The sequence below is a fragment of the Fundidesulfovibrio putealis DSM 16056 genome, from assembly GCF_000429325.1.
GTDB classification, from domain to species: Bacteria; Desulfobacterota; Desulfovibrionia; order Desulfovibrionales; family Desulfovibrionaceae; genus Fundidesulfovibrio; species Fundidesulfovibrio putealis.
In genome coordinates this window covers 53,306-72,615 of sequence record NZ_AUBQ01000006.1, presented here as the reverse complement: position 1 = coordinate 72,615, position 19,310 = coordinate 53,306, and the positions used below count along the sequence as shown (strand labels likewise).

The window sequence follows — 19,310 nt, the reverse complement described above, 5'->3', positions numbered from 1 at the left end:
CGGATCAATCAATCGTGACAACAGGCATCACCTTTCAACCGGCCAGGCATAGGAGAGAAGGCGCATGGACACCTTGATGCTTTCCCGTTTGCAGTTTGCCGCCGCCACCTTCTTCCATTTCATCTTCGTTCCGCTGACGCTGGGACTCTCCATCATCGTTGCGCTCATGGAGACAAAATACGTCCGCACCGGCGATGAAATGTACAAGAAGATGGCCAAGTACTGGGGCAAACTCTTTCTCATCAACTTCGCAATAGGCATCGTCACCGGCATAACCCTCGAATTCCAGTTCGGCACCAACTGGTCGCGCTATTCGGCCTACGTGGGCGACATCTTCGGCCCCCTGCTGGCCATCGAGGCATCCGTGGCGTTCTTCCTGGAATCCACCATGATCGGCGTGTGGGTGTTCGGCTGGGACAAGCTCTCCAAACGCATGCACGCCACAGCCATCTGTCTGGCGGCCTTCGCGGCCAACCTCTCGGCCCTGTGGATCATCATCGCCAACGGCTTCATGCAGAACCCGCTGGGCTACGTGATGCGAAACGGACGCGCCGAGCTCGACGACTTCGTGGCGCTGATCACCAACCCCTTCGCCTGGAGCCAGTACATCCACACGCTGTCGGCGGCGTTTTTGCTGTCGGGCTTCTTCGTGATGGCGGTGTCCTCCTGGCACCTGCTGCGCAAGAACGAAGTGACGTTCTTCACCAGCTCCTTCAAGTACGGGGCGGTGATGTCGCTGATCTTCTCAGTGGTGCTGGTCGCGCATGGCCACCTGCACGGCAACGAGGTCGCCCAGATCCAGCCCGCCAAGCTCGCGGCCATGGAAGCGCACTGGCACACCCAGAAAAACGCCCCCATGTACCTGCTGACCATCCCCGACGCGGCCAACGAGAAGAACTCGGTGGAAGCCTTCGGCATCCCGGGCCTCTTGTCCATGCTGGCCTTCAACGACCCCAACGCCGAGGTGAAAGGACTTCTGGACTTCAAGCCCGAAGACCGTCCCCCCGTGGGCATCACCTTCTGGAGCTTCCGCATCATGGTGATCCTGGGGACGCTGTTCCCGCTCCTGGCGTTCTTCGGCTGGTGGAAATCCAACAAGCTGACCGAATACCCCGCCTATCTGCGCGCCATGATCTGGGCCTTGCCGCTGCCCTACATCGCCATCCAGGCGGGCTGGGCCGTGGCCGAGGTGGGACGTCAGCCCTGGATCGTCCACGGGCTCATGCGGACCAAGGACGCGGTCTCCCCGGTGGACCCCTCCCAGGTGGCCATCTCGCTGGCGGCGTTCATCATCGTGTACGCCTTCCTGGGCATCGTCGACATCTACCTCTTGGTGAAGTACGCCAAGCAGGGCCCGGTCCACTAACCTCAAGGAGAATGACATGGAACTCGGAACCATCTGGTTTCTCTTATGGGGCGTGTTGTGGGCCGTCTACTTCGTGCTGGACGGCTTCGATCTGGGCGTGGGCATGCTTTCGCCGGTCATCGCCAAGAACGACGTTGAAAAACGCATCCTCATGAACTCCGTCGGCCCCTTCTGGGACGGCAACGAGGTCTGGCTCATCACTGCCGGCGGCGTGACCTTCGCGGCCTTCCCCGGAACCTACGCAGTGCTGTTCTCGGCCATGTACTCGGCGCTGATGCTCCTTCTGTTCGCGCTCATCTTCCGGGGCATCTCCTTCGAGTTCCGCTCCAAGATGGAGACGCCCGGCATGCGCAAGCTCTGGGACAACATCCACTTCGTGGGCAGCTTCCTCCCGGCGCTGCTCCTGGGCGTGGCCTTCGCCAACATCTTCAAGGGCATCCCCATCGACAAGGACGGCGTCTACCAGGGCACCCTGTTCACTCTGCTGAACCCCTACGGCCTGTGCGGCGGCGTGCTGTTCGTGTGCGCCTTCATCATGCACGGGGCGCTGTACCTGTGCTGCAAGACCGAAGGCGTCCTGCGCGAGCGGGCCATGCGCGTGGCCGAGAAGATCTGGCCCGCGCTGCTCCTGATCGCCGTGTTGTTCCTGGTGTTCTCTGCGGTCGCCACGCAGCTCTTCCAGAACTACCTGGACAACCCCCTCTTGATGCTCATCCTGGCCCTGCCCGTGGGCGGCCTGCTGATGCAGCGCGTGTACATCGGGCAGCACCGCTTCGCCGCAGCCTGGACCGCCAGCGCCGTGACCATCGCGGGCGTTGCGCTGTTCGGCGTGGTGGGGCTGTTCCCGAAACTCTTGCCCTCCAGCCTGAACCCGGCCTGGTCCATGACCATCGCCAACAGCTCGTCCTCGCCGCTGACGCTGAAGATCATGCTGGTGGTGGCGCTTACCTTCGTGCCCATCGTCATCTTGTATCAGGCGTGGGTGTACAAGACCTTCAACCACAAGGTGAATGAGAAGAGCGTGGAGTACGACGAAGCGTACTAAGGTCAACTTCCTCACGACATGAATCAGCAACCCCCCGGAACAAAAGTTCCGGGGGGTTTTTATTTCGCACTTTACCAATGAACTTGCAGGAGTTATTCTTTGAATATCGTCGGGGTATCCCATGCTGCTGCGCATCATCACCCTGGCCTTTGCGGCCATTCTTCTCCAGGCGTCCTCTGGCTGGACGCAACCTCTGCGCATCCTGTTCGATCAGGCCAACCCTCCGTTCATGTACGCCGCCGACAACAAGGCTGTGGGCATCTACCCCGCGATCATCGCGGAGGCCTTCACGCGCATGGGCCAGCCAGTGACCCTGGAAGCCCTTCCCTGGAAGCGGGCGCTCATCTCCATGGATGACGGACATGCAGGAGTGGCGGGAATCTACAAAACCGAGGAGCGGCTGCACAAATACGACTACAGCGACTCCCTCTTCGAGGAAACGCTCCTGGTGGTGACCCGCGCAGGCAGCGGCCTGAAGTACGAGGGGATCGAATCCCTGCGCGGGAAGATGCTGGGCATCAGCAGAGGCTGGACCTACGGCGACGAATTCGAGGCTGCGCGCAAGGCGGGCGTGTTCCAGGTGGAGGAAGCCGACGGCGACGGCCAGAACCTGGAAAAGCTGCGCGCCCAGCGCATCGACGTGATCCTATGCGTGCGCGAGGCGGCATTTTCCGCCATGGCCGGAACAGGGTCCCGCGACAAGTTCACCATCCAGGAGAAGCCCTTCAGCGTCACCCCGGCGTTCCTCGCGTTTTCCAGACAGGAGCATATGAAACAAACATTGGCGGAGTTCAACGCTGCGCTGCGCTCCATGCGCGAAGACGGCACCTGGGACAACATCGTCACCAGCATATTGGGGAAGTGACGCCCCGCAGCCTCTTCTCATCATCCCCGCCCCCGTGCTATCCATGCGGCAATCACTCCCGAGGAGGCCCCTCATGGACCGCAACACCGCACTCATCCTCTGGTTCGAAGATATCACCATAGACGACGTGCCCCTGGTGGGCGGTAAGAACGCCTCCCTGGGCGAGATGGTCCGCGAACTCGGCCCCAAGGGCGTGCGCGTGCCGGGCGGTTTCGCCGTGACCGCCACGGCCTACCGGCTCCTGCTGGACCACAACGACGCCGCGCGCAAGATCCGCAGCATCCTGAACGACCTGAACACCCACGACATGGAAAATCTGGCCCAGCGCGGCCGCAAGGTGCGCGCCCTGGTGCGCTCGCTGGCTTTCCCGGACGAGTTGCGCCGGGCCATCGAGCAGGCCTACGCCGAGCTTGAAAAGCGCTACGGCGCAAGCTGCGACGTGGCCGTGCGTTCCTCGGCCACCGCCGAGGACCTGCCAGACGCCTCCTTCGCGGGGCAGCAGGAGACCTACCTGAACATCCACGGCGTGGAAGAACTGATGGAGGCCTGCCAGCGCTGCTTCGCCTCGCTTTTCACCAACCGCGCCATCTCCTACCGGGTGGACAAAGGCTTCGACCACTTCGCCATCGCCCTGTCCATCGCGGTGCAGAAGATGGTGCGCTCGGACCTGGCCTCGTCTGGCGTCATGTTCTCCATCGACACGGAGTCCGGCTTCAAGGACGCGGTGTACATAACCGGCGCGTGGGGCCTGGGCGAGAACGTGGTGCAGGGCGCTGTCAGCCCCGACGAGTACTACGTGTTCAAGCCCACGCTGCGCCTGGGATTCAGGCCAGTGATCATGCGAAAGACCGGCGAGAAGGCCATCAAGATGGTCTACACGGATGACGCCAAGTCCCCCACCAAGAACGTGGACGTGCCCCTGTCCGACCGGCGCAGGCTGGTGGTCACGGACAACGAGGTGCTCGAGCTGGCCCGCATGGCCATGGTCATCGAGGACCACTACTCCGCCAGGGCAGGACACTTAAAGCCCATGGACATCGAGTGGGCCAAGGACGGCGTCACGGACGAGCTGTTCATCGTGCAGGCACGGCCAGAGACGGTTCACTCCCAGAAGGACGTGAACGTGCTGCGCAAGTACGTACTCGGCCAGACGGGCGAGGTGCTGGCCGTGGGCAAGGCCGTGGGCGAGATGATCGGCAGGGGCGGCGCGCACATCATAAAAGAGGCCGCCAACATCAAGCAGTTCAAGCGTGGCGAGGTGCTGGTCACGGACATGACCGACCCGGACTGGGAACCCATCATGAAGATCGCCTCGGCCATCGTCACCAACCGGGGCGGGCGCACCTGCCACGCGGCCATCGTCTCGCGCGAGCTTGGCATCCCCTGCGTGGTGGGCACCGGCCACGGCACCGAGCGGATCGCCGAGGGGCAGGAAATAACCGTGGACTGCTCCCAGGGCGCGGATGGGCGCGTATACCGGGGGCTCCTGGACTTCACCGTGGAGGAGTTGAACCTCTCGGACATCCCGCGCCCCAAGACCAAGATCACCATGAACCTGGCCGCACCGGACCAGGCCTTCGAGAAGAGCTTCATACCAAACGACGGCGTGGGGCTCGCGCGCGAGGAATTCATCATAAACTCCGCCATCCGCATCCACCCGCTGGCGCTGCTGCACTTTGACGCGCTCACAGACCAGGCGGCCAAACAGACCATCGCGGACATGACCTTCACCTACAAGGACAAGGCCCAGTACTTCGTAGACAAGCTGGCCGAGGGCGTGGGCATGCTGGCCGCCGCCTTCTATCCCAAGCCGGTGATCGTGCGTCTGTCGGATTTCAAGACCAACGAGTACGCCAACCTGATCGGCGGCGCGCAGTTCGAGCCGCGCGAGGAGAACCCCATGATCGGCTGGCGCGGGGCCAGCCGCTACTACTCGGACGCCTACAAGGAGGCCTTCGCCCTGGAGTGCCGGGCCATCCGGAAAATCCGCGACGAGATGGGGCTTGTGAACCTGGAGGTGATGATCCCTTTCCCGCGCACCGTGGAGGAGGCCCGCAGGGTGGTGGACACCATGGCCGGATACGGCCTGAGGCAGGACGAGAACGGCCTGAGGGTGATCGGCATGTGCGAGATTCCCTCCAACGTCATCATGGCCGAGGAGTTCCTGGAGGTGTTCGACGGCTTCTCCATCGGCACCAACGACCTGACACAGCTGATCCTGGGCGTTGACCGCGACTCGGAGCTGGTGGCCCATGTGTATGACGAGCGAAACCCCGCAGTGAAGAAGATGGTCAAACAGGTGATCGAGGTGTGCAACGCCAAGGGCAAGTACATCGGCATCTGCGGGCAGGCCCCGTCGGACTACCCGGAGTTCGCGGAGTTCATCGTGGAGTGCGGCATCCAGAGCATGTCGCTCAATCCGGACACGGTGATCAAGACCACCCTGGCCGTGGCGGCGCTGGAGAAACGGCTGGGGAGGTAGCAGGGAGCACGTTTTGGGCAGCAGGAGCCGGGCGGGCGCGTCCGGCCCCTGTTCCGGTTTTCGGCGTTCCCTGTTACCAGACCACTCCATGACGAACAGGTGCGCCCCATGACCGTAGCCGTCGCCGTATCCGGCGGCATGGACAGCCTCCTGGCCCTGGCGCTCGTACGCGAGGCCGGTCACGACGCGCTGGCCCTGCATGCCCACTTCCTGCCCCCTGACGACCGCCAGCTCCGCCTCGTGCGGGCGCTGGACGATCTGTGCCGCTCTCACGGCGTGCCCTTTGCCGCCGTGGACCTCTCCGGCGAGTTCAGGCGTTTGGTGATTGAGCCCTTCATGGACGCCTACGCCGCAGGGCTCACCCCCAACCCCTGCGCCGCCTGCAACCGGGACATGAAGTTCGGCCTGCTGGCGGACGAGGCCGTGCGCCTGGGCGCTGGGCGCATCGCCACCGGTCATTACGCCCGCCAGGATGAGCGCGGGGGCCTCCTGCGCGGAGCCGACCCCGCCAAGGACCAGAGCTATTTCCTGACGCTTACGCCCCCGGAAAAACTCCGGCGCGCCCTGTTCCCGCTGGGGGAATGGCGCAAGGCCGACGTCCCGGCGGCCCTGGCCTCGCGCGGACTTGCCCCGCCGCTGCCCTCGGAGAGCCAGGAGGTCTGCTTCGTCCCAGGTGACGACTACCGGGCCTTCCTGCAGGACCAGGGCGCACGCGTCCCCGGTCCCGGCCCGGTGCGCCTGCCGGACGGGCGCGAGATTGGCCGCCATCAGGGGCTGTGGCGGCACACCATCGGACAGCGCAAGGGCCTGGGCATCCCCTGGAGCGAGCCGCTGTACGTGCTGGACAAGATCGCCAGCGAGAACGCGCTGATCGCGGGTCCGAAGTCCGGCCTTGATGCCCATGACTGCCATGTTCGCGAGGTGAACCTGCTGGTCCCCTTCGAGGAGTGGCCAGATGCGCCGCTGGCCCAGACCTGCTACCGCCAGCGCCCCGCTCCGGTGCGGGCGTCGCTGGCGCGCGACGGCCTCTTGTCCCTGCGCTTCGACAATCCCATCCCAAAGCCCACGCCCGGACAGGTGGCGGCGGTGTTCGACGGTTCCGGGCGCGCCCTGGCGGGCGGGGTCATCCTGTAGCATCGGCCAGACACTTCCTCGTGCAGGCGGGCGGCCCTCCGAAGTCCGATCATGGCTTGAAGTTGCCGGGAACCTTGCGTATCCCACGAACGCACACCAACCATCATGCAAGGCCCATCCGTGACACCTGATTCGACCGACCGCACCGACCGCGTCCTCGTGGCGCTCATCACCCTCGCGGCCGCGTGGCTGCGCTTTCTGCACATGGAGCAGCCCTCCCTGTGGTGGGACGAGTTCATCACCGTGGGCGCGTCGCTTCGCCCCCTGCCTGACATGCTGGCCGTGCTCCAGAGCATCGGGCCTTCGGACATCGGCGTGGAGCTGTTCCCGCCCCTGGCGCACGTCCTCACCCACTTGCTCGCCGCCGTTGCCAAGTCCGACGTGCTCATGCGCCTGCCCGGCCTGCTGGCTGGCGTGGCCGCCGTCCCGGCCGTCTACATGCTGTGCCGCAAGCCCCTTGGCCGCCTGAGCGCCCTGCTGGCCGCCCTGATGCTGGCCGTGTCGGTCTATCATCTGCACTTCAGCCGCGAGGTGCGCCCCTATTCGCTGTTCATGCTGGAGAACCTGCTGGCCCTGCATGTGCTGTACACGGCCCTGACCGAGGGACGCAGGAGACTCCTGTGGTGGTACGGGGCGCTGGCTGCGGCCATGCTCTACACCTCCTACATGGCCGCCACACTGATCTTCGCGCAAGTGACAGCCGCAGCTGTTATCCTTTTCTGGCGTTTGAGGGAGGATCGCCGCGAGGCCCTCGCCCTGGCCTGGACGCTTTTCCTGGCCCTGGCCCTGGCCGGTGCGGCCTACCTGCCCTGGGCGCAGGGGCAGCTGAACGTCTTCGCGCTTCTGCGCGACCCGACCTTCACGCCCAAGTTCAACCTGGATTTCGTGGCGTCCTCCCTCAAGGAGTTCGCGGCCTTCGCCTATCGCGGCGAAATCCCCATGGGCTGGGCCTTCGCGGCGCTCGGGCTTGCGGGATGCGCCTGCGCGCTCAGGAGCGGGCGAATCTGGTTCGTCCTGCTGCTGTCGCTCTGGGTGCTCATGCCCATCGCTGGCATCTTCCTGGCCAAGGCGCGCATGGAATTGTCCTCACGCTACATCTTCTCCCTGTTCCTGTTCCTGAACATCTTCGCGGCCCACGCCCTGGCCCTGGCCGTCGAATGGGTATCGGACAGGCTCTTCGGCACCGAGCGCCCCATATTCGCGGCGCGCCTGACCGTCTCGACGCTTTTGCTCCTGCTGCTGGCCTCGCCGAACCTGACCAGCCTGAGCGAGTACTATTCGCGCGAGACCTCGCACTACAAGGAGCTGGTGGACTACCTGGCCGAGAACAGGAACAACCAGGACCTCATCCTCTACTTCAACCCGCGCAACCTGAAGCTGGTGTTCGACTGGTACGGCCAGGGCCTCATCCCCACGGCCAGGGAGCTGCCCCTCTCGGGCTACCACCGGGCCTTCCTGCTGGCCCCGGACTCGACCAAAGCCCAGGACAAGTTCCCGCTGGCCGTCCGCCGCGCCCACCTGGAAGACGTGGACATCCTGAGCTTCGGGCTGGCCCGCACCCCCGTGTGCCCCATGACTGCGGACGCGCAGGGCCGCTACGTCCACGAGGAGAACTTTTCCGGCTTCTCCATGCTGGAGGATGCCTTCCGCGCGTCCAACATGGTCCCCTCGCCCCTGACCAAGACGCTCACCCGGCACGACGCCGGGCTGCCCGGCTGGGCAGAATACCGCTTCCAACCCCAGCCCGGCAGCGAGATCACCGGAGCCACGCTCACGGCGACCTTCTCGGTGATACTGGCCCCAGGCATCACAACGGACGACCGAGCCGCGCTGATTTTGTCCGTGGACGGGAAAGAGCCCCGGAAACTGGCTGAAGTGTCCATGGACTCCTTCAGGCAGCCAGACGGCAACCTGATTCCCGCCAACCACGAACGCAAACGCTCCGTTACCCTCTCTCTGAACCTGGACCGTGATCTGGCCGGAGCGCGCTCGTTCGACCTCAGGCTGGAGCAGCCCTCGGCAACGCGCTCAGGGCCGATAGAGCTCGAGGATTTCCGGCTGGAGGCGAGCCTCGCCGGACAGCAGGCCGGGCGCGAGGCCCTGCCCCTGGCGCTCCTGGAGCAGCTGCCCGTGGTCCCCTGGACTCCCAAGGTCGACCTGACGCTCTCGCGCGCTCTGTACGCCTTCAGCCTCGATCCGGAGTTGTCTCGTCCCGGCCTGGGTTCCCCCCAGGCGCACGAGGCCTACCAGCGCGCGTATCCCGGCGACAAACCCGTGCGCGTGCTGGCCTACCCTGACGGCAGCCCGGCCATCGCCCTGTACGACCCGGCCCTGGCGCATCCCGCCCTGCGCGTGACGCCCGGTTCGCAGCGCATCCTGGAGGCGTTTCCGTCCTCGCGCCGGATCATCGCCTCCATGAAGCTCGCGGGCGCGCTGGACAAGCCCGTCCTCACCCTGGACCGCATGGAGATCCCCCTGCCGGTGACCTGCCCAGCCCCGGCCACCCTCACGGTGAACCCCAACGGCCAGGGAGAGCTGGTGTTTACGCCGCTGTACACGGCGGCGCAATTCGACCCGGCCACGCTTGCGTCGTCCGAAAACATCAAGCGCATCCCCGACGAGGACTGCCTGACCTGCGACCAGGATCGGCCCTGCTCCCTGACCTACTCCATGCGCTCGGAGATGCCGGTCACCTCGCTTCGCATCCGGGCCTATCCCCGCGTGTACAGCGACGCGGGCGGCAAGAACGCCGTGCGCACCCTGATCTCCACGGACGGCCTCTCCTGGCGCGAGGTGAACAGCTACCGCAGCACCGGTTCCGGGCGCTGGGAGGGCTGGAAGATTCCCCAGTACACGCGGGTGCGCCTGGACAAGCCCGCGCGTGAGGTGCTGGTGCGCTTCGAGCTGGCCGGGCAAAAGACCCAGCTGTGGTCAGCGCCAGACGCCCTGATGCGCTTCGAGGCCCGGCTGGACGCATCCGCCCTGCCCGCGCCGCTTATGGACAAGTGGCCCGTGCGCCTGGGGCTTCGCCACGCCTCGCCCCTGGACGTAATGCTCCTGGACGCGCCGCAGCCCTTCCCGGACCACTTGCGGAGGACCAGATGACCCCTGTGGCCAACGCCCTCATCGACCGCGACGGCACCATCATCGTGGAGCGCCACTATCTGCACGACCCGGAGCAGGTGGAGCTGGTTCCGGGCGCGGGCGAGGCCCTGGCCCGCCTGAGCCGGGCGGGCGTGCGCCTGTTCGTGGTCACCAACCAGTCCGGCATCGGGCGCGGCTACTACAGCGAAGCGGATTTCCGAGCCGTACAGGAGCGCCTCGCGCAGTTCCTGGCCCCGTTCGGAGTCGCCTTCGAGGATGTGGCCTTCTGCCCCCACGCCCCGGACGAGGCCTGCGGCTGCCGCAAACCGGAGCCTGGCATGTGGGACGACCTGTGCGCCGCCCATGGGCTCAAGCCCGAAGAGAGCGTGATGATCGGCGACAACGCCTCGGACGTGGCCTTTGGGCGAAACTGCGGCTTCGCGCAGTCCGTGCTGGTGCTGACCGGGCACGGCAAACGCTTCGCGCAGAGCTTCGGCCTGCCCGAGGAGATCCCCGCCGGGAGCACGCCCGGCTGGCTGCGACTGGACGCCCCCGGCCCCGGCCAGCCCACGGCCCTGGCGCGCGACCTGGGCGCGGCAGTGGACTTCATCCTGGATAATCACAGCGGAAAATCTTCATGACCTGCCACAGCAATCCTTGCGCACTCACCACCAGACGGGCGGCCATCCCATGAGCGCGGCAAAACGCTTCGCCTCGGCCCTGGCCGGGCAGTGGGCCGCCACCCTGTATTCGGCGGTGCTCTCCACCCTGCTGTCGTTTGCGCTGGGACGCTTTCTCGGCCCGGAGTCCTTCGGGGCGTACTCCTACATCCTGACCATGGCCTCGCTGTTCGCCATCCTGCAGGACGGCGGCTTCTCCACGCTCATCTTCCGGGAGGCGGCGCAGCGCTCCGAGCATCTCGCGGGCGGAGCGCCCATCGAGCGCCAGGCCCTGGGGCACGCCGTCATGGTCACGGGGGCGGGGCTTGCGCTGGTGTGGCTGTTCCCGCTGGAGCACAAGACGGCGCTTGCCTTTGCCGTGATGTACTACGGCCTGTTCGCGGTGGGGAACTACCTCGCGGCGGACATGAAGGGACACGGCCTCTTTGAGCGCGAGGCCAAATGGCGCATCCTGGTGCGTACCTTCACCGTGAGCGCCGTGGGGCTGGCCCTGGCCCTGCCCTCCACCGGGCCGGCGCTGCTCTTCGCCGGGTGGGTGGCCGGATTCGGGGCGGCGTTGTGCCTGCCCATGGCCGCACCCATCCGCATGATGCCGAGCTTTCGCATCAACCCGGAGCTCTACAAGAGTTGCGGGGCGTTCCTGCTCATAAGCGCAGCCACCACCATCTACTTCAAGTCCGACATCATCCTGCTCACCCACCTGACCGACGATCCGGGCGCAGTGGGGCAATACGCCGCAGCCTACCGGCTGGTGGAGGCCGCCGTGCTGTTCTGCACGCCGCTGACCCAGCTCTTTTTTCGCAAGCTGCGCATGACCATCCACCAGCCGGAAGTGTTCCGGCGCGCCTTCCGCGTGCAGATGGGCGTGATGTGCGCCCTGGCAGCCTCGGGCACGACCCTGGCCATGCTCCTGGGGCCATGGATCATTGATCTGGCGTACGGCCAGAAGTTCCTCCCGGCCCAGACCCTGTGCCTGTGGCTTCTTCCCTCGCTCCTGTTCATCCTGCCAAACGGCATCCTCACCCAGGCGCTGATCGCCGTGGGACGCGAGGGATTTTACGCGCGCGTCACCCTGGCCACGGCGCTGGCCAACATCATCCTGAACGTGGCCCTCATCCCCTGGCTGGGAGCCAAAGGCTCGGCCCTGGCCACGGTGCTCACCGAAGCGGCGCTGACCGCCGGGCTTGCCTTCGGGGTCTACGCGCGCAAAACGCCCAAACATCGGACACCAGCATGACCACAGCCCCCTTCGCCAGCGAGGACAACTTTCTGGCCGCCATCACGGCCCGGTTCCCCAACGTCCACCCCCACATGATACTGGGGCGCGGGGACGACTGCGCCCTGCTCAACTGCCCCGGCACCATGGCCATGACCACGGACCTCTTCGTGGAGGACGTGCACTTTCGGCGCGGGTACTTTTCCCCGCAGGACGTCGGGCACAAATCCCTGGCCGTGAACCTGAGCGACATCGCCGCCATGGGCGGCAAACCGCTTGGCTTCAGCCTGGGTCTGGCCGGGCCGCCGGACACCCCCGCCGCCTACTGGGAATCGCTGCTGGACGGCATGGCCGCGCTGGCCGCGTCGCAGGACATCCCCCTGGTGGGAGGCGACCTGAACGCCTGCGCCAAGATCGTGGTCTCCGTCACCCTGTGGGGCGAGGCCGGGCCGTCCGGGCGGATGATCCTGCGGGAAGGGGCCATGCCGGGAGACGTGCTGTTCGCGGTGGGGGACGTGGGGCTTTCCGCCGTGGGCCTATCGGTGCTCGAAGAACACGGGCCGGACGCCAAGGCCCAGTGGCCCGACAGCGTGGCCGCGCACTTGCGCCCGGCTCCGAAGATCGCCGAGGGGCTGGCTCTGTCCGGCCTTCGCGGGGTACGCTGCCTGATGGACGTGTCCGACGGGCTGGCGCGCGACCTGCCGCGCCTTTTGGGGCAGAAACTCGGGGCCGACCTGTGCGTGGAGCCGGACACCCTGCACCCGGAGGTGCTGCACCGCGCAAAGGAGACGGGCACGGACCCAGCCGAGCTTGCCGTGGTGGGCGGCGAGGACTACGCCCTGCTTGGGGCCTGCCACCACATGCGCTTCCTGGACATCTACACCCAGGTTCCGGGCGTGTGGGCGCTGGGCACGGTGACGGACTCGCCCGGCATCACCTTGAACGGCCGCACGCTGACGCGCAAAGGCTTCGACCACTTTTCCTGATGCCCCAGGGCAGCTCTCTTGCCCGCGCCTGGCTGTCCGAGGTGCTTTCGTATTTCAATCCGACCACGCCAGATATTGGCAGCTGAGCAGGTGGACAGATGACGATCATAATAGCCGGTTCCGGGAAATTGGCCACGGAGCTCCTGAATGTCCTGCCAGGCATGGTTTCGGGCGAAGTTCTCGCCTGGGCTGACGCGGCAAAGGCCGAGACGCCGTGCGTGGTGGTCCACGCCGGGTCCGGGCGGGAGCTGGAAAGCATTGTGTCCTACTGCGGCAGGACGGGCTCACCGCTCATCGAACTGGCCACCGGGTCAAGCATCGCAGATCACAAGACGGATTTCCCGGTGGTGGTGTGTCCCAACACCAACATCCTCATGCTGAAATTCATGGCCATGCTCGCCGCAAGCGGCCACCAGTTCAAGGACTACACCGTCCGGGTCACCGAGTCCCATCAGGCGGACAAGACATCCGTGCCCGGAACCGCAGTGAACATGGCCGCGTCCCTGGGCCTGCCCGGCGACCGGATACGCTCCATCCGTGATCCGCACGTGCAGCAGGAGAGCTTGAAAATTCCGCAGGAGTATCTCTCCAGGCACGCCTACCACCGCATCGAGATCGAAGACCCCGTCACCAGTCTTTCATTTGAAACGAAGGTATTCGGCAACGCCCCCTATGCGGAGGGTGTCGCCAAGATCATTTCCGCCGTTCGTTCCAACGCGCTTGAGAACACGCGATACAGCGTCATGGACTTCATCGAAAAGGGTTGGCTCTAGCTTTCCTGAGCTTATCTCGTCTGCATGAAAAAGGGGGGCCGTCGCCCCCCTTTCGGTTTATCGTCATACAAGTCCTGAGCCTAAGCCAGGAGAATCGTTCAATCTGTTCTTGAAAAACATGTTCATGTTCTTCAAGAACGTGACACTATCTGCCTTCCTTCTCCCGATACCACTCGGAGTGATGCTCCCTGGCCCAGGCCCGGCTGACCCTGCCGTCCACCAGCACGCGCCACGTGCCGGGGTTCCCGATGGTTCCCAGGTAGGCGTGCGCCAGAGCGCTGGCCACGAACAAGACGCCCGCCACGCCGTGGATGGTGGACAGCACCAGGGCGGTGCTGGCCGACAGGGCCTCCTTCCAGATGAGCGGGATGCCCGTCCCTGCCATGACCAGCGTCAGGGCCAGCGACAGCCAGAAGAACACCTTCTGCCCGGCGTTCAGGCGGCCAGCCGGGGCGTGCTCGCCTGAATCCCTGCAGCCAAGATACCCGCCGCTCATGGCGAACCACTTGGAGTCGTAGGGCTTGAACACCGCGTCCCTGGCCCACAAAGCCAGGCTGTACAGTCCGGCGGGGGTGAAGACCAGCCCGGCGGCCCAGTGCCAGACAGATGCCGCGTGGTAGGACCCGAACAGGGCCTTGGCCAGGGTGGCGTTGCTCACGAAGAACACATACCCGGTGACGGCCAGCACCACGAAGGCCAGCATGCGCACAAGGTGCGACCAGCGCTCGGCCAGGTTGAAGCGGACGATCTCGCCCGGCTCGTGGCGCATGTCCAGGCCCTTGGGGCCTTGGCCTGTGTAATGCAGCGTCAGAATGAAGGCCACGATGAGGATGGCCCAGCTGCCGTAAGGGACCACCACGGCCTGATAGGCGTCGTTCATGGCCAGCGCAGTGTGGCTGATGCCCAGAAGCGCCGCGTTGGTGGTGTAGACGGGCTTGCCGTCCTTGCCGAACATGTCCGTGACCATGCGGCCCGCGAACACGTTGCCGGTGTCGGAGTGGCAGTCGCGACAGCCGTTCGCGCCCAGGGCCAGCTTGGCCGGGGCCACGTTGTGGTTGATGTTGAAGCCCTCCACATGGCCCACCCAGGTCTGGTCCTTGGCGGTGACGACCGATCCGTCAGGGCCGAGAAAGTGCACTTCGCCGCCCTTGTGATAGACCGGGCTCACCTGCTTGAAGCGCTTGTTGCCCTCAAGAGCCTTGGATACCGCGAGGATCATGACCTTGATGTCTTCAGGCGTGTGCAGCTCGGGCTTGCCGGGAGCCTTCTGGTTCTTGATTTGTGGCGAGGCGATCTCCCAGGCTTTCTTGAGCTCCCGCATGAAGAGCGGATAGTACGTGCCGTCGGCGTCCTTGTTGGTCCAGGTGGTCACCAGCAGGGGATTCACCGGGGTGATCTGCCCGCGCTTCACCAGCTGCATGCGCGGCTCCCACTTGAACTCCGCGCCCATGCCCTTGGAGCCGATCTTGGAATAGTTGACCATGGCCCCGGTGGTCACGTCGAAGCCCTCGCCGCCCGCGCGGTTCAGCGCCGGGATGTGGCAGGCCTCGCAGGCCATCTTCTCCAGGTGGCTGGGGCGCACGCTGGCGTGCTGGGGCCTTGGCGCGCCCATGTAGCCGGTGGTGTGGCAGTCGGCGCACTTCTTCATGGTGTTGTCCAGGTCGTCTCGCACCGTGGAGACGTTTTCCTGGCCCTTGGCGAAGTTGTGGTTGATGTTTCCGGGGTGGCAGCTGACGCAGGACATGCCGCGCATGTTGTGCACGTCGTGGTTGACCGGGTCGTTCCAGGAGAAGCCGCGCTTCTTCATGTCGGACATGCCGTGGCAGAAGACGCAATTCTCGCTGGGCGGTGTGTCGGTCAGGTTCAGGGCCACCTTGCCGTCCTGATTGAAGAGCCGCAGGTTGTAGGCCACGGTCGGGGTTTTGCCCTCGTCCACGAAGCCCTGCACCTGCCCTATGCCGGAGGCCGCCGTAGCGGACCAGCGGAAATTGAGCTTCTTCAGTTGCTTGTTGCGCTCCTTGAAGTCGTAGCCCGGCAGGTGGCAGATGAAGCAATCGGCCTCGAGCACGCCGGTCTTGTCCCACTGGCTCTTGTGGTAGTCACCGTCCAGGGAGGCCGAAAGCGAGGGGTCGCCCTTGAGGCGCACGTCGTAGCGCTGGCCGTCGCGGTCATACTCCATGCCGCCGCCGCCCGGATGGCAGCCGCCGCAGCCGGGAACGCCAAGCATCTTGGGGTCCTTGGGGCCGTCTGCCGCGAAGGCGAAGGGGGTCATGTCGATCTGGTCGGGATTGTCGTTCTGCTTTTTCGCCAACTGGCGAAAGGAGGGGGGTCACAGCTTGCCCATCATGCCGGGCGAGAGCATCCAGGGTTTGTCTTTGTTGAAGGAGTCCGAGATGTTGTCCCAGCCCTGCTGGAAATGGTAGCCCTTGGTGATGGCCGCGTAGTCATGACAGCCCTGCGCGCCGCAGGTCTGGCGCGTGGAGATGGGCTTGTCGGCGTTCTCGCCGGTGACGGGGTTTATGACCGCGCCGTCCTCCGTGCGCAGGAAAAAGGGCGGACAGGCGTTTGATTTCGCCTGCGCCTCCGCCGCCAGGGACACGAACAAGATGAGCGCCGCGAGCGCCCGGAGCGCGAACATGGGCTACCTCCTTGCTGTTTGGGGACGCCGTTTCACAAGCATGACCAGGGCCGTGATTCCAAGAGCCATGGCCGCCGCCAGGTGCGACCAGTCGATAAGCATGGTTGCTGTGGGCGAGAAGCTCACGTCGGGCATGTTCTTCAGCACGCGGGGGACGCCCGTGGCGACGAGCGCCGCCAGAAGCGTCAGCCGCCCGGCCCCGAGGGACGAGACGCCCTCGGACAGCAGACGGCGCGCCAGCCAGAACAGTAGCACGGCGGCCGCCACATAGTGCATCTTGTGGGTGAAGAAATAATCGGCGGTCCAGCCCAGGCCGGGAATGTCCGCGATGTAGTAGCGCTTGAAGATGGGCATCTGGGCGACGCCGGAGATGGCCAGTGCGGCCACGGTCCAGCGGTAGAGGGTCAGGCTAGACATTGCGGTCCTCCTTCGTGTCGGCGACGGGGGCGTTCCGGCGGGAAGCGTCCAGCACCCTGCGCGATCCCTTCAGGAAGACCGAGGCGATCCCAGCCAGGGGAGCCAGCAGCACCGCCCAGGCCAACGTGTTGGACCCGGCCATCACGTCCGCCGTGGCGGCCAGGTGAGGCCTGCCAAAACCCTGCTGGGGCATCCTGCCGGGCTTTGATTCCCTGCCCCGCCCGCCGTGCTTGTCCTCCATGAGCGAGGCGTTCAGCTTCTCGAAAGGCACGGGCGAGAGGTAGATGGTGTTGGTGCCGCCGTTCTCCTCCAGGCCGTAGAGATAGCCGCCGCTCTTCTTGGCCAGGGCCTTGGCCTTGGCCACGATCACCTCGCGCGGGCCGTACTCCTGCACGCCCTCCGGGCAGGCCTCCACGCAGGCCGGGAGCTTCCCGGCAGCCACGCGTGGGGCGCAGCGGTCGCACTTGTACATCACGCCGTTGCCCGCGACGCTTGGCATCAGGTCCAGGTACAGGCCCACGCCGGTCTGGCGCTGGGGAATCTCCCAGGGGCAGACGTCGCGGCACTTGGCCCCGCCCAGGCAGATGTCGGGATCTATGGACACCGCGCCGTCAGTCTGTTTGGAAGACGCGCCCCAGGGGCAGAGGTTGGCGCAGGGCGGGTTCTGGCAGTGCATGCAGCGCCGGGGGATGAACACCTCGCGCCCTTCCGCCCTGGCGGTCTGAATGTAGAGCCAGTTGTATGGCGTGAGGCGGTCCGTGACGCCGCGCTTGTCCGAGAAGTCCTCGGCCTTCACGCGCGGCGGGTACATTTGGGGGAAGGGCTTCTTGGGCTCGGGATAGCGCGCGGCGTTGGCCTCGCGGCAGGCGTCCACGCAGGCCCCGCAGCCTATGCACTTGCTTAAGTCCAGAAGCGTGGCCATTTCCTGGCCGGTTTCGGGGAGCACGGCAGCGCGGGAGCGGGCGGGCATGAGCGCCGCCGCCCCGCCCAGGCCCAGGGCCTTGAACAGGGTTCTGCGCGAGAACCGGGAGTTGGGTGCGAGCGTTGTAAGCATGTCTTTCATAAGCAGCATGCATGCCATCAACTAAACACTTGAAATTACGTACAACTCCACACGACTTGCCTCTTTCCGGCCACTGTATATATACACAGGTGCATAGACAGGTGGTAACCCATGGACATCAGCCAGCACTGGCAGGAAATCTGCCACGCCATTCAGGAAGGGGTGTACATCGTCAACCCGAAAGGCCGGATCGTCATGGTCAACGACGCCATGACGCGGCTCACGGGGTATTCACGCGATGAGCTCATGGAGCGCTCCTGCGCGGTGCTTGGCTGCGAGGTCTGCGCCACGCAGCGGAAGGGCGTCACGGGTGCATGGTGCCCGCTGTTCGCCGGGCGAGAGAGCCAGGCCAAGCGTTGCTTCATCAGCCGCAAGGACGGCTCGCTCCTGCCGGTGTTCAAGAACCAGTCGCTTATCCACGACAAGGACGGCACGGTGATCGGCGCGGTGGAGAGCGTGATGGACCTAAGCGAACTGGACCGGTTGGACCGCAGGGTGGAGGAGCTCTCTCGCCTTCTGGACCGGCCTGACAGCTTTCACGGCATGGTGGGGGCGTCGCCCGCCATGCGCAGGCTGTTCGACATCCTGGAGAAGGCCGCGCGCTCGGACGCGCCGGTGCTGCTGCTGGGAGAATCCGGCACCGGCAAGGAGCTGGCCGCGCGGGCCATCCACGAGCTCGGCGCGCGCCGGGCCGGCCCGTTCGTACAGCTCAACTGCGCGGCGCTCAACGAATCACTCCTGGAGAGCGAGCTGTTCGGCCACGCCAAAGGGGCCTTCACCGGAGCCTATCGCGAGCGCCAGGGCCGCTTCGAAGCCGCCCACAGCGGCGACATCTTCCTGGACGAGATCGGCGACGCCCCGGTCTCCATACAGGTGAAGCTCCTGCGCGTGCTGGAGACGCGCTCGATCGAGCGCGTGGGCGCGAACCGGCCCATCCCGGTGGACGTGCGCCTGATCACGGCCACCCACCAGGACCTGCGCGCCCTGATCGCTCAGGGACGTTTCCGGGAGGACTTCTTCTTCCGCATCAACGTGATCCCCATCGAGTTGCCGCCGCTGCGCGCCCGCATGGAGGATCTGCCCCTGCTGGCCGGGCATTTCCTGCACGCCAGCGCCGCCAAGACCGGCGGGGACGCGGCCCGGATATCGCCCGAGGCCATGCGGCTTCTCATGGAGCACACCTGGCCTGGCAACGTGCGCGAGCTGCGCAGCGCCCTGGAATATGCGCTGGTGCTGGCGGATTCAGGGCGCATCGAGGCCTCGCACCTGCCGCCGGGCATTGGTCGCGCCAATCGGGCTGCGTGCGCCTCCCCGCCTGCTGGCCCGGCAGTTGCCCCAGCGTGCAGCGCCGCGCCCCCCAGCTTCGCTTCCACGGCAGCCGCGCCTGGATCGCCCGGTGATGAACGCTCGGCGTTGGTGGAGGCCCTGCGCCAGACCGGGGGCAACAAGAGCCAGGCCGCACGCGTGCTCGGGGTCAGCAGGCTGACTGTCCTCAACCGGATGCGCAAACACGGCGTCACCTGCGAGCGGACCGTCGCCTCCTGACGCGGCGGTCTGCAAG

General features: G+C 65.6%; 15 protein-coding genes. 11 read left to right on the top strand and 4 right to left on the bottom strand.

The features are described from left to right. The first annotated feature begins 64 nt into the window (after positions 1–64). From G453_RS0107635 to G453_RS0107590, 10 genes are all read left to right on the top strand, one after another. The gene (locus tag G453_RS0107635; RefSeq protein WP_027190578.1) at positions 65–1,366 is read left to right on the top strand and encodes a cytochrome ubiquinol oxidase subunit I; all 1,302 of its coding nucleotides are present in this window, start codon (positions 65–67) and stop codon (positions 1,364–1,366) included. A gap of 16 nt (positions 1,367–1,382) precedes the next feature. Beyond that, positions 1,383–2,411 carry a cytochrome d ubiquinol oxidase subunit II gene (gene cydB / locus G453_RS0107630; RefSeq protein ID WP_027190577.1) on the top strand — a complete coding sequence of 343 codons (1,029 nt, stop codon included), beginning with the start codon at positions 1,383–1,385 and terminating at the stop codon, positions 2,409–2,411. 121 nt (positions 2,412–2,532) lie between these two features. Then, positions 2,533–3,276: a substrate-binding periplasmic protein gene (locus G453_RS0107625; RefSeq protein ID WP_027190576.1), complete on the top strand. Its 744-nt coding sequence runs from the start codon at positions 2,533–2,535 to the stop codon at positions 3,274–3,276. A 73-nt stretch (positions 3,277–3,349) separates the two neighbouring features. Continuing rightward, entirely contained in the window at positions 3,350–5,758 is a 2,409-nt protein-coding gene (gene ppsA, locus G453_RS0107620; RefSeq protein ID WP_027190575.1) for a phosphoenolpyruvate synthase, read from the top strand. A gap of 108 nt (positions 5,759–5,866) precedes the next feature. Next, complete coding sequence (locus G453_RS0107615) at positions 5,867–6,892, top strand: tRNA-specific 2-thiouridylase (protein WP_027190574.1); 1,026 nt, start codon at positions 5,867–5,869, stop codon at positions 6,890–6,892. A gap of 120 nt (positions 6,893–7,012) precedes the next feature. Next, positions 7,013–9,997 carry a glycosyltransferase family 39 protein gene (locus G453_RS0107610; RefSeq protein ID WP_027190573.1) on the top strand — a complete coding sequence of 995 codons (2,985 nt, stop codon included), beginning with the start codon at positions 7,013–7,015 and terminating at the stop codon, positions 9,995–9,997. Then, the gene (locus G453_RS0107605) at positions 9,994–10,617 is read left to right on the top strand and encodes a D-glycero-alpha-D-manno-heptose-1,7-bisphosphate 7-phosphatase (RefSeq protein WP_027190572.1); all 624 of its coding nucleotides are present in this window, start codon (positions 9,994–9,996) and stop codon (positions 10,615–10,617) included. Before G453_RS0107610 ends, G453_RS0107605 begins: the two co-directional genes overlap by 4 nt. A gap of 49 nt (positions 10,618–10,666) precedes the next feature. Next, positions 10,667–11,893 carry an oligosaccharide flippase family protein gene (locus tag G453_RS22945; protein ID WP_051271977.1) on the top strand — a complete coding sequence of 409 codons (1,227 nt, stop codon included), beginning with the start codon at positions 10,667–10,669 and terminating at the stop codon, positions 11,891–11,893. Continuing rightward, positions 11,890–12,858 (top strand): thiamine-phosphate kinase, encoded by a 969-nt coding sequence (thiL, locus tag G453_RS0107595; RefSeq protein ID WP_027190571.1) that lies wholly within the window; start codon positions 11,890–11,892, stop codon positions 12,856–12,858. The genes G453_RS22945 and thiL overlap by 4 nt, the downstream gene beginning before the upstream one ends. 98 nt (positions 12,859–12,956) lie before the next feature. Further along, the gene (locus G453_RS0107590) at positions 12,957–13,631 is read left to right on the top strand and encodes a dihydrodipicolinate reductase C-terminal domain-containing protein (RefSeq protein ID WP_027190570.1); all 675 of its coding nucleotides are present in this window, start codon (positions 12,957–12,959) and stop codon (positions 13,629–13,631) included. A gap of 145 nt (positions 13,632–13,776) precedes the next feature. Here G453_RS0107590 and G453_RS0107585 read toward each other — a convergent pair whose 3' ends face one another. Genes G453_RS0107585 through G453_RS22935 form a run of 4 tightly spaced genes read right to left on the bottom strand, consistent with a single transcriptional unit; the run spans position 13,777 to position 17,758 of the window. Next, positions 13,777–15,903: a cytochrome b/b6 domain-containing protein gene (locus tag G453_RS0107585; RefSeq protein WP_156920842.1), complete on the bottom strand. Its 2,127-nt coding sequence runs from the start codon at positions 15,901–15,903 to the stop codon at positions 13,777–13,779. Between the two features lie 57 nt (positions 15,904–15,960). Continuing rightward, positions 15,961–16,269: a hypothetical protein gene (locus G453_RS0107580; protein WP_027190568.1), complete on the bottom strand. Its 309-nt coding sequence runs from the start codon at positions 16,267–16,269 to the stop codon at positions 15,961–15,963. Positions 16,270–16,272: 3 nt separating this feature from the next. Continuing rightward, positions 16,273–16,686 (bottom strand): hypothetical protein, encoded by a 414-nt coding sequence (locus G453_RS22940; protein ID WP_043644996.1) that lies wholly within the window; start codon positions 16,684–16,686, stop codon positions 16,273–16,275. Beyond that, positions 16,679–17,758 carry a 4Fe-4S dicluster domain-containing protein gene (locus G453_RS22935; protein ID WP_407635550.1) on the bottom strand — a complete coding sequence of 360 codons (1,080 nt, stop codon included), beginning with the start codon at positions 17,756–17,758 and terminating at the stop codon, positions 16,679–16,681. Before G453_RS22935 ends, G453_RS22940 begins: the two co-directional genes overlap by 8 nt. A gap of 102 nt (positions 17,759–17,860) precedes the next feature. On the opposite strand from G453_RS22935, the gene G453_RS0107565 reads away from it, so the two are divergent. Then, positions 17,861–19,294, top strand: coding sequence for a sigma-54 interaction domain-containing protein (locus G453_RS0107565; RefSeq protein ID WP_027190567.1), 1,434 nt, complete (start codon positions 17,861–17,863; stop codon positions 19,292–19,294). The last annotated feature ends 16 nt before the right edge of the window (positions 19,295–19,310 follow it).